Origin of the sequence: Pantoea sp. GM_Pan_3 (genome assembly GCF_026541045.1) — a bacterium.
Taxonomy (GTDB): domain Bacteria; phylum Pseudomonadota; class Gammaproteobacteria; order Enterobacterales; family Enterobacteriaceae; genus Pantoea; species Pantoea anthophila.
Map to the genome: position 1 here is coordinate 891,710 of NZ_JALNVA010000001.1, position 14,202 is coordinate 905,911.

General features: G+C 60.3%; 12 protein-coding genes. 8 read left to right on the top strand and 4 right to left on the bottom strand.

Annotated elements, in window-relative coordinates; all coding sequences use genetic code 11:
• Positions 1 to 11: 11 nt before the first annotated feature.
• The gene (gene hpxO, locus OXR04_RS04230; protein WP_058957933.1) at positions 12 to 1,169 is read right to left on the bottom strand and encodes an FAD-dependent urate hydroxylase HpxO; all 1,158 of its coding nucleotides are present in this window, start codon (positions 1,167 to 1,169) and stop codon (positions 12 to 14) included.
• A gap of 603 nt (positions 1,170 to 1,772) precedes the next feature.
• Here hpxO and OXR04_RS04235 point away from each other — a divergent pair.
• From OXR04_RS04235 to OXR04_RS04255, 5 genes are all read left to right on the top strand, one after another.
• Entirely contained in the window at positions 1,773 to 2,954 is a 1,182-nt protein-coding gene (locus OXR04_RS04235; protein WP_267369319.1) for a glycosyltransferase family 4 protein, read from the top strand.
• A gap of 67 nt (positions 2,955 to 3,021) precedes the next feature.
• A complete protein-coding gene (locus OXR04_RS04240; RefSeq protein WP_009090169.1) occupies positions 3,022 to 3,267 on the top strand; it encodes a hypothetical protein in 246 nt (81 codons plus the stop codon).
• Positions 3,268 to 3,296: 29 nt separating this feature from the next.
• Positions 3,297 to 4,451, top strand: coding sequence for a class C beta-lactamase (gene ampC, locus OXR04_RS04245; protein ID WP_267369320.1), 1,155 nt, complete (start codon positions 3,297 to 3,299; stop codon positions 4,449 to 4,451).
• An 81-nt stretch (positions 4,452 to 4,532) separates the two neighbouring features.
• Complete coding sequence (locus OXR04_RS04250) at positions 4,533 to 4,985, top strand: antitoxin Xre/MbcA/ParS toxin-binding domain-containing protein (protein WP_009090172.1); 453 nt, start codon at positions 4,533 to 4,535, stop codon at positions 4,983 to 4,985.
• The gene (locus tag OXR04_RS04255) at positions 4,985 to 5,455 is read left to right on the top strand and encodes an RES family NAD+ phosphorylase (RefSeq protein ID WP_267369321.1); all 471 of its coding nucleotides are present in this window, start codon (positions 4,985 to 4,987) and stop codon (positions 5,453 to 5,455) included. Before OXR04_RS04250 ends, OXR04_RS04255 begins: the two co-directional genes overlap by 1 nt.
• A 17-nt stretch (positions 5,456 to 5,472) precedes the next feature.
• Here the strand turns inward: OXR04_RS04255 and OXR04_RS04260 are convergent, their stop codons facing one another.
• The 3 genes from OXR04_RS04260 to OXR04_RS04270 form a co-directional block, all read right to left on the bottom strand.
• Positions 5,473 to 7,296, bottom strand: coding sequence for a glycoside hydrolase family 15 protein (locus OXR04_RS04260; RefSeq protein WP_265135801.1), 1,824 nt, complete (start codon positions 7,294 to 7,296; stop codon positions 5,473 to 5,475).
• Between the two features lie 90 nt (positions 7,297 to 7,386).
• Entirely contained in the window at positions 7,387 to 8,280 is an 894-nt protein-coding gene (locus OXR04_RS04265; RefSeq protein WP_009090177.1) for an SDR family oxidoreductase, read from the bottom strand.
• A 264-nt stretch (positions 8,281 to 8,544) separates the two neighbouring features.
• Positions 8,545 to 9,579 (bottom strand): LacI family DNA-binding transcriptional regulator, encoded by a 1,035-nt coding sequence (locus OXR04_RS04270; RefSeq protein ID WP_267369322.1) that lies wholly within the window; start codon positions 9,577 to 9,579, stop codon positions 8,545 to 8,547.
• 214 nt (positions 9,580 to 9,793) lie between these two features.
• Between OXR04_RS04270 and OXR04_RS04275 the strand changes: the two genes are divergently transcribed.
• The 3 genes from OXR04_RS04275 to OXR04_RS04285 all read left to right on the top strand — a co-directional run bounded on the left by OXR04_RS04275 (position 9,794) and on the right by OXR04_RS04285 (position 14,202).
• The gene (locus OXR04_RS04275; protein ID WP_267369323.1) at positions 9,794 to 10,822 is read left to right on the top strand and encodes an ABC transporter substrate-binding protein; all 1,029 of its coding nucleotides are present in this window, start codon (positions 9,794 to 9,796) and stop codon (positions 10,820 to 10,822) included.
• Positions 10,823 to 10,912: 90 nt separating this feature from the next.
• Complete coding sequence (locus OXR04_RS04280) at positions 10,913 to 13,135, top strand: iron ABC transporter permease (RefSeq protein WP_267369324.1); 2,223 nt, start codon at positions 10,913 to 10,915, stop codon at positions 13,133 to 13,135.
• A complete protein-coding gene (locus OXR04_RS04285; RefSeq protein WP_140925380.1) occupies positions 13,132 to 14,202 on the top strand; it encodes an ABC transporter ATP-binding protein in 1,071 nt (356 codons plus the stop codon). The genes OXR04_RS04280 and OXR04_RS04285 overlap by 4 nt, the downstream gene beginning before the upstream one ends.

The following is a 14,202-nucleotide window of genomic DNA, read 5'->3' on the forward strand; positions in this document are numbered from 1 at the left end:
GGTTCAGGATCTCAGCCCAGCGGGCCACCTTCGATGGTTTCACACATACCGGCCAGCACCCGCTCGCCGGTTTCGCTTTTCAGTGACTGATACCACGCCGCGGTGATCGCCGGGTCGTGCGCGTGGGTCACCTCGCAGCGTTTACGGGCTTTCAGCACCAGATCTTTGACCCGTTCCACCCGTCGCGCCTGATAGCGCAGCAGCGCATCTTCGATCCCCAGTGAGTGAGACGCCAGCGTCGCGGCCAGCACCACCGCATCTTCCATCGCCGCGCAGCCGCCCTGACCGATATCGGGGGTGGTGCTGTGCGCCGCATCGCCGAGCAGGGCGACGCGGCCTTTTACAAAACGGCTGAACGGCTCGATGTCATGGATCTCAACCCGGTTGGTGGTCTCAGGATTGATGGCCGCGATCAGCTGCTGAACCGGCTCAGCCCAGCCCTGGAAATAGCCGGTTAAATCGGCTTTCACCGTGCTGCGATCCTGCGGCAATCCTTTCGGCAGCGGCACATCAAAGAAGAAGTAGAACCGGTTGCCACTGACCGGCATCAGCGATACCCGCTTGCCGTCGCCGACAAATGTCGTCCACTGATCGGCAGGCGCGATGCGTTCATCAATGGTCACCAGTCCGTTCCAGTTAACGTAACCGGCATAGCGACGCTCCAGCTTCTGCTCCAGCACATACTCGCGCACCACTGAATGTGTGCCGTCGGCGGCAATCAGAAAGTCGCCCCGTGCCTGACTGTTGTCGGTGAAGGTGGCAATGACGCCCTCTGCGGTCTCTTCGACCTGGATGACCCGCTTGCCAAACTGCACCCGTTCACGGCCAAAGGTATCAATCAGCATCGCCTGCAGTTCAGCACGCGCCACCGGGCAGGGGTATTCGCCGACCTGCTGCACCAGCGGGGCCATACTGAAGCGGGTCAGGGGCGCGCCGGTTGCGCCGTCGTGATAGGCCATATAGGCCATGTTGCCGCCGAGTGCGCGCAGTTGCTCTTTCATGCCCAGCGCATTCAGGCACTTTACGCCATTAGGCCAGATAGAGATCGCTGCGCCGACCGGCTTCATCTCCTGCACGGCTTCAAACACCTCAACTTCTATTCCGGCTTTTTCCAGCGCAATGGCGCTGCTCATACCGCCAATCCCGCCACCAATCACGATTGCTTTCATAATGCTCTCCTGTCTGCTTAGAGAGGTTTTTGCAACTTTTGTACCAGACCGGCGCATTCAGAGTGCACGTTAATAATTTATCGTTAATTCATTGGGTTAGAGGGTGTAAAAGGCGTTTATGGCGCAGGGCCTGACACCTGAAACTGCACCATGATGTGGCAAAGCAGCGGGTCAGCGTGGTGCAGGCGCGCGTGCGCTGTATCATTTGTTTCATCGGCAGCGGGCTGACCACCTGGCGTAATCATCAGCGCGTGGGGAGAACCGTCCGTTTTCTGTTTCGTTTGTTTAAAAGTTTTAAACTATATGCGTCATTTCAGGCGATATTAATTTTCACAAATAATTAAACATTCACATAACAAATGGTCCGTTTATTGCCCGTATAAATAGCGGGATATTCAACAAGGGGTTAGCCTGACACAAAAAAACACAGGTGTTACGAAACAGGGAAAAGACCGCTGTTATGCCTGCTTTATCACCGTAAGCAATCATTAGCAAAAGCGGAGAGGCCGCGCCACGCGGGCCTTTTTAGGATATTGCTCAGACGAAACAGCCGCAGCTGCATGCTATAGATGATGCCGTATACAAGGACTCTGGAGAGCGTGCATGAAAATTGGAATTACGAATAATCAATATCCGGAGCAGCGTAACATTTTAGTGAATCCGGCAAATGAATATATCAATCTGAAAAAAGGCAATCTGTTCTATTTTATTAATCCCCTCCGGACCCGCCTGCTTAAGAAAAACAAAACCTTCGTCTTTCAGCCGGTGCCGTTTTCAGGCGCTTCACGGGCTGACATCCTCCATCTGTTCAATGAAGTTGCGATCACCCACCAGAAGTGGGTCGCCTCGTTTGAAACCGAGCTGCCGCGCGTGCTGCCGGTGCCCGGCGTCGCCAAGCGGGATAACCCGGAGCTGAAGCGCTTAATTCCTCATCTGTTAAAAGAGAACTGCCTCGGATTGATTGCGATCTCCGACGCGACGCTGAATATTCAGATGAAGCTGTTCAGCCCGGATGAGGCGCAGAAAATCCGGCGGAAAACGCTGGTGCTGCATCCGCCCCAGACGCTGTTTGTGCAGCATAAGACGCCACGCCAGCCGGGTGTGCTGAAGCTGGTCTTTGCCGGTAATGAGTTTTATCGCAAAGGCGGAGCGGAAGTGGTGCTGGCGATCAGTGAGCTGATTGAAGAGCGCAGCCTGGAGGAGTCGCAGCTGGACGTGCAGTTGATCGGTGAACTCACCAAACGTCACAACGTCGCCCATCGCCAGTTTCAGGATGATGACGCCTTTTATCGCGGCATCGAGAGCCGCATCGCGCGTTACCGCTGTTTCACGCATCAGGCGCGGATGGATAACCGTGAACTGATGCAGCTGTTCCGCGAGAGCGACGTCGGCCTGTTGCCGACCTGGCAGGAGACCTACGGCTTTTCCGTGCTGGAGATGCAGGCTAACGGCTGTCCGGTGATCACCAGCAATGTGCGGGCCCTGCCGGAGATCAATCCTGCCAGCGCGGGCTGGGTCATCGCCAGTCCGCTGAACGCCGATCGCGAATACAGCATCACCACGCCGGAGCAGAAATCGCAGCTGCGCCGGTCGCTGGTGGAGGGGCTGAAAGCGACGCTGCTGGAGATCGTTGAGCAGCCGGAACGGCTGCAGGAGAAAGGCGAGGCGGCGATCCTGCGCATCAAAGAGCAGCATGATACCCAGCGTTACATCGCCAGACTGAACGATATCTACACCCGTGGCGTAATAAATGCCACCCAACACCCGCCTGTGGTCTCAATTTGATAAGATTTCCCTGACGCTGCCCGCCAGACTGGCCATACTAGGGGCAGCGTCCTACAGGAGAACTCTTATGAAACGCATCATCACGCTGCTGCTGTCCGGATTACTGGGCAGCAGCGCTTTCGCTCAGCCCGCTTCGCCTTTTCCGGCCCGTGCCCCCCTGGTTCAGCTGACCCCTGCGGCGGCCCGCTGCGATCTGGCGGCCTGTCAGTCCAACTGCTATGTCGAACGCTCCCACTGTAATACCCGCGACAGCGGTGCCTGCAGTACGCAGGCGCAGATCTGCGTGCAGGCATGTGCTGACCAGTGTAAATAATCTGACCCGGTGAACCCTCTTCGTTGCTAATGAAAAAGTCTCTGTTTTGTTTTGTTCTGTTTTCGCTTTCTGTCCGCTGTGTCGCCGCCGATCTCTCTTCACAGCAGGTCACTTCTCTGGTTAAAGCCGCGATTGAACCGCTGATGGAGCAGCAGGCGATCCCCGGTATGTCGGTGGCGGTGCTTTACAAAGGCCGGACGCAGTTTGTGAATGCGGGCGTGGCCGACACCGATTCGGGCCGCCGGGTCACAGAAAACACGCTGTTTGAGCTGGGCTCGGTGAGTAAAACCTTCACCGGCACCCTGGCGGGGATTCTGATCCGCAACGGTGAACTCCGCCTGAACGATCCGGTGCAGAAGGTCTGGCCGCAGCTGACGGGGGCGCAGTGGCGTCCGGTCCGGATGCTGCACCTGGCGACCTACACGGCGGGCGGGCTGCCGCTGCAACTGCCGGAGGCGGTCACCGATCAGGCGTCGCTGCTTCGCTTCTATCAGGAGTGGCAACCGCAGGCGGCACCCGGTACGGTTCGCCAGTACTCCAACGCCAGTATCGGTCTCTTCGGCGCGCTGATGGTGAAGGGGGACTTTGAGGCGGCGATGGTGAAATCGCTGTTTCAGCCGCTGCGCCTGACACGCACCTTTATTACCGTGCCGCCGTCGATGATGATTAACTACGCCTGGGGTTACAAAAATGGCCAGCCGGTGCGAGTTTCCCCCGGCATGCTGGATGCCGAAGCCTATGGGGTTAAATCGACCGCTCGCGACATGCTCACCTTCATGCAGGCCAACAGCGATCCAAACGGCCTCTCTGCCGGCAATGCCGTGCTGCGCAATGCCATCCGCACGGCGCAGTCGCGCTACTTCAGAACCGCCAGTTTCTATCAGGGGCTGGGCTGGGAGATCTATGACTGGCCCGTCAGTGCTGACACGCTGATCGCCGACAGTGAGAATGGCGTGGCGCTGAAGCCGCAACCGGTGACCCGCGTGGAACCGATCGGGCCCTCCCGACGCGCCAGCTGGGTGCATAAAACCGGTTCGACCAACGGGTTTGGTGCCTATATCGCGTTTATCCCGGAGAAGAACACCGGCATTGTGATGCTGGCCAACAAGAGCTACCCCAATCCGCTGCGCATCAGGGCGGCGTGGCAGATTATGCAGGCGCTGGAGCAGGGCGCAGCAGAGTAACGACGGATACGCGCCGGACTTGCGGTGGTGCCTTCTGTTCATTTGCGCTAAAATAAAAATCAAATGAACAGGAGGGCTGCTATGTCCATCGCCATCTACACACCCGCTCAGCCTCGCCGCCACGCGTCGCTGCTGCATGCCCTTAACCTGCCGGAAACCCTGCCGGATGCGCATCAGCGTATCGCGACAGGATTCAGCAGCGGCGTGCTGAAACGCACCGCGTCGTTGTCCACCTTCGACGAGGGGTGGCTGTGCCGTCTGGCGGGCATCGATCGCACCACCTACAACCGCAAAGTCAAAGATCCGGCGCAGACCTTTTCGCCCGACCAGAGCGGACGCATCTACATGCTGATTCGCGTTCTCTCTGCCGCCAGCAACCTGTTCCGTGACGACAGGGCGCGTCTGGTGCAGTGGCTGGAAACGCCCGCCAAAGCGCTGGGCGGAAAAAAACCGGCGGAGATGACCACCACGGTGGCAGGGGCGGAAGCGGTGATAAACCTGATCGGCCAGCTCGAGCACGGTGTCATCACCTGATGGCGGTTCCCTTTTTTCGCCTGGTGAAGCGTGAATATGCGATGACCGCCTTTGATGGTTTTGGCGCCCGGACGTATGGCGGGCGCTGGAATTCGGTGGGATCGGTCTGTGTCTACCTGGGGTCGAGCCGGGCGCTCTGCGTGCTGGAGGCGCTGGTGCATCTCACCATTCAGGATCTGTCACGCGACTACAGCATGATCGCGATCAGCGTGCCGAAGTCCCTGATCACCGAACTGGCACTGACGGCGCTGCCGGATGAGTGGCAGGCCGATCCTGCGCCCGCGTCCACCCGGCAGATCGGGGATGAGTGGCTCGCCAGCCCGGAGAACGGCCTGATACTCAAAGTACCCAGCACGCTGACCGGTGAGTGGAATGCGCTGTTCAATCCCCGTCATCCGGCAGCGGCGGGCATCATTGCGAAAGCGGTAGTGGAGCCGTTTTTCTTCGACCCGCGCTTCCGGCTGCAATAGTCGCCCCTATACCTCTCTTACACCTCTCCTTTTGATTCCGATAGCGCCTGTGCCGCGCAGATCAGCGCCAGATGACTCAGTCCCTGCGGCATGTTGCCACGCCAGCTCTGACTGCGGACGTCATACATCTCATTAAAGATATCGACGTTACCCTGACCGTCCAGCGTCGCCAGAATCTCCTGCATCGCCTGTTCCGCCTGATCCGTGTCACCCATTTCCGCCCAGGCTTCCACCAGCCAGAAGGCGCAGGCGAGAAAGGTACTCTCCTCCTGCCTGACGCCGCTGTAGCGATAGAGCATGGCGCTGCCGTCGCCCAGCTTCTGCCGGATAGCGTGGTAGGTGGAGAGCATCCGCTGCGGATTAACCGCATTGCCATAGCTGTGCACCAGCGCCAGCGAGGCGTCCAGGCGTGCATCACTGCCGACGTAGAAGAGGTAAGCCTGCTGCGTTTCTGACCAGCAGTGCGACTCAATCCAGTCGCGGATGCGGTCACGTTCCCGCTGCCAGCGGCCCAGCCAGGTCGGTTCGATATGTTTACTTTCCGCCAGCGCCACCGCCCGATCCAGCGCTATCCAGCAGGCCATTTTGGAGTGGGTATAGTGCTGCAGCTCCGGCAGCTCCCAGATGCCGCAATCTTTCTGTCGCCAGTTGTCGGCGCAGCAGTTCGCCAGGTCGCCCAGCAGGCGTGAGGTGGTGATATCCAGCACGTGACCCGCTTCAATAAAGCGCTGCGCGGTCATGAGCATATCGCCATACATACTGAGCTGCAGCTGATCGCGGGCATTGTTGCCGATGCGCACCGGCTGAGAATGCTGATAGCCGCTCAGGGGCGGATAACGCTCGGCGGGCACCTCATCGCCATTCAGGGTATAGCAGGCGCGCAGCCTGACGCCGTGACGGATGATGGTCTGCGACAGCCAGGAGAAGGCCGCCTTACAATCTTCCAGCGCGCCGAGATAGACAAAGGCTTTGATAATCAGGCAGGCGTCCCGCACCCAGGCGTAGCGGTAGTCATAGTTTTTCTCGCCGCCGATGCCCTCCGGCAGCGACGTGGTGGCAGCGGCGGCCAGCGCGCCGGTCGGGGAGTACCAGAGAAACTTCAGCGACAGGGCAGAGCGCCTGACCAGCGCCGGGTAGCTGCCGTCATAACTCAGGCTCTCCACCCAGCTGGTCCAGCCGGTGTGGCTGGTTTCAATCCGCTGGTCGATAGCCTCCAGCGGGGGTACGGCCAGCGGCTCCTTTTCGGTGATCAGCAGGGCGCAGAGCGAGCGGGAACCGGCGGTGGTACGCAGCGTGGCGCAGACCTGTTCATCATCCAGTTCGGTAATGGTGATGTCGTCGCTGGTTCGGAACATCGCCATGGTTTCGGCGATGTGAAACACCTTGCCTTTCTCATTGTCGGCCACCCAGGGGGAACGGGTTTCAGCGGCGGTGCCGAAGCGCAGCGTGATCTGCAACTCCACCTCGCCCTCAACGCCTTCGATGCGGCGGGCCAGCTCACACCAGGGCAGACGGCCCGCCAGCGTGCTGTTGATCGATTCGGTAAGCAGGACGGCGCCGCTGTCGGTGTCAAAGCGGGTCTCCAGCACGTTGCTGTTGTCACGATAGCGTCGCGTAACCTGATAGCTGCCGCGCGGGACGACCTGAAAGTAGCCGCCCAGCCCGGCGTCCAGCAGGCGATCAAACAGCGGTTTCGCATCGAGATTGGGCGCACACCACCAGTCAATGGAGCCATCCGGCGCAATCAGCGCCACCGAACGGCCTTCACCAATAGCGGCATAGTCGCCCAGCCCCGCAAAACCTTCTTTTCTGACCGGCGAATGAAAAACCGGGTTTTCCATGTTCTTTTTCCTTATACCAGGCACAACGATTCGGAGGGGGAGAGAGGCAGGACAAAAAAATGGCCGCTTTACGCGGCCACCAGAAGGGGATTACAGGGTGCCGGTGCCGCCATCAGAACACCAGACCTGACCGGAGGAGTAGCTGCTCTCGGTCGAGGCCAGGGTGACGTAGAGCGGGGCGATCTCAACCGGCTGGCCCGGACGGCCCATCGGAGAGTCGGCACCAAACTGCTTCACTTTCTCCATAGGCTGCCCGCCGCTGGATTGCAGTGCGGTCCAGTATGGACCCGGCGCTACCGCGTTGACGCGGATGCCGTCGCCGCCCAGCTGTTTCGCCAGGGATTTGGTAAAGGCCACAATCGCCGCTTTGGTCTGCGCATAGTCCAGCAGGATATCGCTGGGTTTAAACGCCTGCACTGAAGAGGTGTTAATAATGGATGCGCCGCGTGGCAGATATTCCAGCGCCGCTTTGGTGATCCAGAACATTGCATAAACGTTGGTTTTAAACGTCGCGTCAAAATCTTCTGTACTCAGGGTACGAATGGACTCATTAAATTGCTGACGACCGGCGTTATTAACCAGAATATCCAGACCACCTAATTTGTCGGCCGCCTCTTTGACCAGCTGCTGACAGAATTCTTCTGAACGAATGTCACCGGGAATAGCGAAAACTTTACGGCCTTCCGCTTCGATTAATTTAACCACTTCATCGGCATCCGGCTGTTCTTCCGGCAGGTAGTTAATCACCACATCGGCGCCTTCACGGGCATAAGCAATCGCAACGGCACGGCCAATCCCGGAGTCGCCGCCGGTGATCAGCGCTTTACGTCCGGTCAGACGACCGGTGCCACGGTAGCTGGTTTCACCGTGATCGGGAACCGGAACCATTTTGCTGGCAAGGCCTGGCGCCTGCTGGGGCTGATCCTCAAAAGGAGGCTTAGGAAAGTGATCCAGATCGAGCGTCTTGTTAGTGGGTGTGGCCATTGTATGCTCCTTGAACAGTGTTATCTGAGACTGTAAGCCTGGCACAAATGTGATGTTTGTCACATCTGACTGCTGATTCATTGAGCAGATAAAACCAGAGTAAATTAATAATGCAGATAAAGCGTAGACAGGAAATCGCGATTGCGGGGCGAAGCGGCCGAATATTTTTCCGGGCAGGAGAGCGCTATTTAAAGCGAAGCGTAAAACCGGTACTCAATTATTTCGCTGAGAAATAACGTACCGGCTGAAAATAAAGAATGGCGCTCATCCGCCGCGCACCGATCCCCGCCAGACCACATCGACCGGATATATTTTCCGTGCCTGCGGCTGTTCTGTTCGAGGCAGGAGAGTTTCCGGTTGCGCCTCCGCCGCCACCAGCCAGTCAATCGCATCGCGGGCGAACTGCTCTACCGGCTGCGCAAAGGTGGTGAGGTCGTAGGCGCTCCAGCCCGACTGCGCGATGTTGTCGTGTCCGATGATGCAGAGATCCTCCGGGATACGCAGCGCAAAACGGTGACGCGCCTCATCCATAAAGCCGCAGGCGAGCAGGTCGGTGGCGCAACAGACCGCATCCGGGCGGACGCTGCGCGTCAGCAGACGCTGCGCCAGAATCTGTCCGCTCTCATAGGAGGTGCTGCCGAACCGTTCCACCTGCACGGCAATGCCGGCCTGCTGCGCCGCAGTCAGAAAATCGGCTTCGCGTTTCAGCAGGCTCGGCGTTCCCGCCAGCGAATTCACAAAGGCGATGCGGCTGCAGCTCGCGCGCAGAAAGGCGTTAACCGCCATCTCCGCCGCCGGACGGGAGTCAAGGTTAAGGCTGAGCGTGCCGGGCAGGGCGTCGTCGCGGTTAATCAGCACCAGCTGCTGACCGTGCCGGTAGCAGAGCCGGGTAATGCCACTGTCAGGCATGCCGGAGAGAATGATCGAGGCGTCGGCGCGGAAATGGATCGCCTGCTGCAGCGCGGCGGAAACCCGCTCATCCGACCGGTCGGTGTTAATCAGCATCGCCACCTTGCCCGCTTCCTGCAGATACTGGGTCATCCAGCGCACCAGGCTGGCACGGTAGGGCGTATCCACCTCAGAGGCGATCAGGCAGACAATGCCGCTGCGGTTTCGTACCAGGCCACGCGCCAGATGATTGACGTGATAGCCCAGCTCTTCCGCCGCTTTCATTACCCGCTGCCGGGTGGCGTCCGATACGCTGGCCCCCGGTGTAAAGGTGCGGGAGACCGCCGAGCGCGAGACGCCCGCCCGATCTGCCACATCCTGTGCACTCACCACTGCCCTGGGCTGCTGCATCTTCTCTCCTCATCCTGCCGTTGACCGCACTGAGTCTGCCTGAAAATGCAAGGGTGTGCAAAAGATAACAGGGCAGCGAATGTTTCAAATTTGTGACAGCGACTGACAATTGCTCAACAAGTGAATTGACAGCATGGCGGGGTCGCCGTACTACTTTGCACACATGTGCAAAAGCTGGCGCACGCCCTCATCATCCGGCCTCAAGGAGAATCCCATGCGTTATTCCTCTCTGCTCGCTGCTGTTATCGTCAGTTGCCCGGTGGTGCCGTTTGCGGCCACGGCGGCGGGCAGCCTTAATATGATCTGCTCCGCCGATGTGGTGGTGTGCGAACAGATGACCACGCTGTTCAGCCAGTCTCATCCCGATATCCGGCTCAGCATGGTGCGGCTCTCAGCCGGTGAAGCCTATGCCCGAATCCGCAGCGAGGCGCGCAATCCCCGCACCGATATCTGGTGGGCGGGCACCGGCGATCCGCACATGCAGGCCGCAGAAGAGGGGCTGAGCCAGCCCTACAAGTCCCCTTTACTTGACCAGCAGCAGCCCTGGTCACAAAAGGTGGCGGAGATTTCCGGTTACCGGACCGTTGGCGTCTATGCCGGTGCGCTGGGCTGGGGCTACAACACCCGCCTGCTGGCGGAGAAAAAGCTGAAGGTGCCTGCCTGCTGGGCGGATCTCCTTGATCCCGGTTTTAAGGGCGAGATTCAGATCGCCAACCCCAACTCCTCCGGCACGGCGTACAACACGCTGGCGACGCTGGTGCAGATCATGGGGGAAGATGACGCCTATGCCTACCTGAAGAAGCTCAACGCCAACATCTCGCAATACACCAAGTCCGGCTCGGCACCGGTAAAAGCGGCAGCGCGCGGTGAAACCACCGTCGGGATTGTCTTTATGCACGATGCGGTCGCGATGGAAGTCGAAGGCTTCCCGATCAAACCTGTCGCCCCCTGTGAAGGCACCGGCTATGAGATTGGCTCCATGTCGATTATCAAAGGGGCGCGCAACCTGGCGAATGCCCGGGCCTGGTATGACTGGGCGCTGAGTGCGGATGCGCAGTCCCATATGAAAGAGGCGAAATCGTTCCAGCTGCCCTCCAACCGTCAGGCGGAAATCTCCGAGTATGCGCCGCGTTTCGAGAACATCCGCCTGATCGATTATGACTTCAAAACCTATGGCGACTCGGCGAAACGCAGGGCGCTGCTGGGGCGCTGGGACAGAGAGATTGGTGCCAGCGCGCACTGAAGCGTGGCACGGCCCGGCCGTCAGACGCCGGGCACGGGCCGAACCGCGGTGGCATCAGCCAGTTGTCCGCTTCTCCAATCGAGGTGATGTATGAATGCGCACAATCGCCGTTTAACCGGCGCGCTGCTGGCGGGGGCCGTGGCCCTGACGCTGCTGCCCTGGTACAGCCTGGAGCAGGGATTCTTTGCGGGTGACTGGCTCTTTCGTTCTGCGGAGGAGAACAGCGCACCGGCCCTGTGGCAGCTCGCTCAGCAGCCCTGGCTTCTGGTCGCCGTGGCGCTGTGGGGAGGCGTTACCGCCTGCGCCTTTCTGCCTCCCGGCCGGACCCGCAGCACGCTGCTGCTGCTGTTCAGCGTCTCCGGCATCCTGTTTCTGCTGCTGGAGGGGCATGCCATTGGTTTCAGCGGCTGGAACTGGCTGTGGCTGGAGCACCTTACCGGGCCGCTGGCTCAGGGACAGCCCGCCATGGGCGCGGGAGCCTTACTGCTGCTGACCGTTTTTCTGCTGATCTTTGCCTTTGCGCTGGCAGAGCGCGGTGTCCTGAAAGGCGACGCCTTTGTGGTGGCGGCGATTGTGCTGCTGGTGGCGCTGGTCACCACCTTCGTGCTCTATCCGGTGCTCAGCCTGTTTGTCGCCGCGGTGCAGGACAGCGATGGCAGCTTCAAACCCGATGGGCTGATCGCCAGCCTGCAGGACCCGGCCATCTGGAGCCTCGGCTGTTTTACCGGCGGCAACTGCGGGACGGCCTGGCGAACGCTGGGACTGGCGCTGATGACGGCCAGCGGCTCGACGCTGCTGGGGCTGGCGTTTGCGCTGGCGGCGACGCGCACGGCACTGCCGTGTAAGAAAGCGCTGCGGATGCTCACCGTTCTGCCGATTATCACTCCACCGTTTGTCATCGGTCTGGCGCTGATTTTGCTGTTTGGCCGCTCTGGCGTCGTCACCGAATCGCTGGCGTCGCTGTTCGGCATTGCGCCGGGACGCTGGCTCTACGGGCTGACCGGGATCTGGATTGCGCAGGTGCTCTCGTTTACGCCGGTGGCCTTCCTGGTGCTGATCGGGGTGGTCGAGGGCGTCAGTCCCTCACTGGAGGAGGCGTCGCAGACGCTGCGAGCCAGCCGCTGGCGGACCTTCTCCCGCGTGTCGCTGCCGCTGATGGCTCCGGGGCTGGCCAACGCCTTTCTGATCAGCTTTATCGAAAGCATGGCGGACTTCGGCAATCCGATGGTGCTGGGCGGCAGTCACGGCGTGCTCTCTACGGAGATCTTCTTTTCAGTGGTCGGCGCGCAAAACGACCCGAGCCGCGCGGCGGTGCTGGCGATGATCCTGCTGGCCTTCACGCTGGCGGCCTTTCTGCTGCAGCGTCTCTGGCTTGCCGGGAAAAGTTTTACCACCGTCACCGGGAAAGGCGACGGCGGCCGTCATGCCATGCTGCCGCGTCCGGTCAGATTTGGCGTATACGGGATGGTGATCCCATGGGGGCTCTTTACTCTGGTGATCTACGGCATGATCCTCACCGGCGGCTTTGTCCACTCCTGGGGGCTCGACAACAGCCTGACGCTGGATCACTACATCCGCGCCTTCCGTGTCACCCTCACTCAGGGGGAGCTGGTGTGGCAGGGCGTGGCGTGGAACTCCTTCTGGACGACGCTGGAGATTGCCCTGATTGCGGCCCCCCTCACGGCGATTGTCGGGCTGCTGACCGCCTGGCTGATCGTGCGTCAGCGCTTTGCCGGACGGCAGACCTTTGAGTTCATGCTGATGCTGAGTTTTGCCATTCCCGGTACGGTTATCGGCGTGAGCTATGTCATGGCCTATAACCTGCCGCCGCTGGAGATAACCGGCACCGCGATGATCCTGATTGCCTGTTTTGTCTTCCGTAACATGCCCGTCGGGGTGCGTGGCGGCATTGCGGCGATGAGCCAGCTGGATAAAAGCCTGGATGAAGCGTCACTCACGCTGGGCGCAACCAGTTTCCGTACCCTGCGCAAGGTGGTGCTGCCGCTGCTGAAACCGGCCATCAGCGCGGCGCTGGTGTACGCCTTTGTGCGTGCCATTACCTCCATCAGCGCGGTGATCTTCCTGGTCAGCGCGCAGTACAACATGGCGACCTCGTACATTGTCGGGCTGGTGGAGAACGGTGAATATGGCGTCGCCATTGCCTACTCCTCGGTCCTGATTCTGGTGATGCTGCTGATTATTGGTCTCTTCCAGCTGCTGGTGGGCGAACGCCGCCTGCGCCGTGTCACCCGACCGGCGGCCCTCGCCGCCACTCCCTCTGCATCCACCCTGACTCAGGAGAGCACCGTATGACGACACATCAGGCCGGATCGGTGGTTTTTGACCATGTCTCAAAACGTTTTGCCGGCTTCAGTGCGGTGCCGGATCTGTCACTCACCGTGGAGCCCGGCACGCTGGTGACGCTGCTCGGGCCCTCCGGCTGCGGCAAGACCACCACGCTGCGGCTGCTGGCCGGGCTGGAACATCCTGACGCGGGCCGCATCCTGATAGGCGGTAAGGATGTTACCCATCTGCCCGCCAACGCGCGGGACGTGGCGATGGTGTTTCAATCCTACGCGCTGTTTCCGCACATGAACGCCCTCGACAACATTCTCTATGGGCTGAGCGCCGCGGGCATGAACCGGCGCGAGGCGCAGGACCGGGCGCGTGAGGGGCTGAAGCTGGTGGGGCTGGAGAATCAGGGGCAGCGGCTGCCCTCGGAGCTTTCCGGCGGGCAGCAGCAGCGCATTGCGGTGGCGCGTGCGCTGGTGCTGGAGCCGCAGGTGCTGCTGCTCGATGAACCGCTGTCGAACCTGGATGAGCGTCTGCGCCGTCAGGTGCGCACCGATATCCGCGATCTGCAGCAGCGGCTCGGCTTTACTGCGGTCTATGTCACCCATGACCAGGAGGAGGCGCTGGCGGTCTCCGATAAGATTATTGTCATGAAAGAGGGGGATATTGCTCAGGAGGGGACGCCGGAGACGCTTTACCATTCCCCCCGTTCGGTCTTTATCGCGGACTTTATGGGGGAGGCGAACATCCTGCCCTGTGAGGTAGAGCAGGCCGGCGCGGAAGAGGCGCTGGTCCGTCTCGGCACGCAGCGCTTCCGGCTGCCCGGTGCGGGAGTGCGGACCGGCCCGGCTCAGCTGGCGGTGCGGCCCCGCTTCATGACCCTCTCCGGCGACGGACAGGGGGCACTGCAGGGGGAGATCACCCACAGCACCTGGCTGGGTGACCATATCGAATATGAAGTGGCCACTGAACTGGGCGCGCTGTTCATTATCGATCCGCTGATGGAGCAGCGTCTCCCGCTCGCCACCAGGGTTGGCGTTAACTTCAGGGCGCAGGGGCTGGCCCTGATCGCGCACGAATCTGATTAA

Bases quoted from the DNA above. Each gene is read 5' to 3' on its own strand.
- hpxO (WP_058957933.1), bottom strand. From the start codon at position 1,169: ATGAAAGCAATCGTGATTGGTGGCGGGATTGGCGGTATGAGCAGCGCC.
- OXR04_RS04235 (WP_267369319.1), top strand. From the start codon at position 1,773: ATGAAAATTGGAATTACGAATAATCAATATCCGGAGCAGCGTAACATT.
- OXR04_RS04240 (WP_009090169.1), top strand. From the start codon at position 3,022: ATGAAACGCATCATCACGCTGCTGCTGTCCGGATTACTGGGCAGCAGC.
- ampC (WP_267369320.1), top strand. From the start codon at position 3,297: ATGAAAAAGTCTCTGTTTTGTTTTGTTCTGTTTTCGCTTTCTGTCCGC.
- OXR04_RS04250 (WP_009090172.1), top strand. From the start codon at position 4,533: ATGTCCATCGCCATCTACACACCCGCTCAGCCTCGCCGCCACGCGTCG.
- OXR04_RS04255 (WP_267369321.1), top strand. From the start codon at position 4,985: ATGGCGGTTCCCTTTTTTCGCCTGGTGAAGCGTGAATATGCGATGACC.
- OXR04_RS04260 (WP_265135801.1), bottom strand. From the start codon at position 7,296: ATGGAAAACCCGGTTTTTCATTCGCCGGTCAGAAAAGAAGGTTTTGCG.
- OXR04_RS04265 (WP_009090177.1), bottom strand. From the start codon at position 8,280: ATGGCCACACCCACTAACAAGACGCTCGATCTGGATCACTTTCCTAAG.
- OXR04_RS04270 (WP_267369322.1), bottom strand. From the start codon at position 9,579: ATGCAGCAGCCCAGGGCAGTGGTGAGTGCACAGGATGTGGCAGATCGG.
- OXR04_RS04275 (WP_267369323.1), top strand. From the start codon at position 9,794: ATGCGTTATTCCTCTCTGCTCGCTGCTGTTATCGTCAGTTGCCCGGTG.
- OXR04_RS04280 (WP_267369324.1), top strand. From the start codon at position 10,913: ATGAATGCGCACAATCGCCGTTTAACCGGCGCGCTGCTGGCGGGGGCC.
- OXR04_RS04285 (WP_140925380.1), top strand. From the start codon at position 13,132: ATGACGACACATCAGGCCGGATCGGTGGTTTTTGACCATGTCTCAAAA.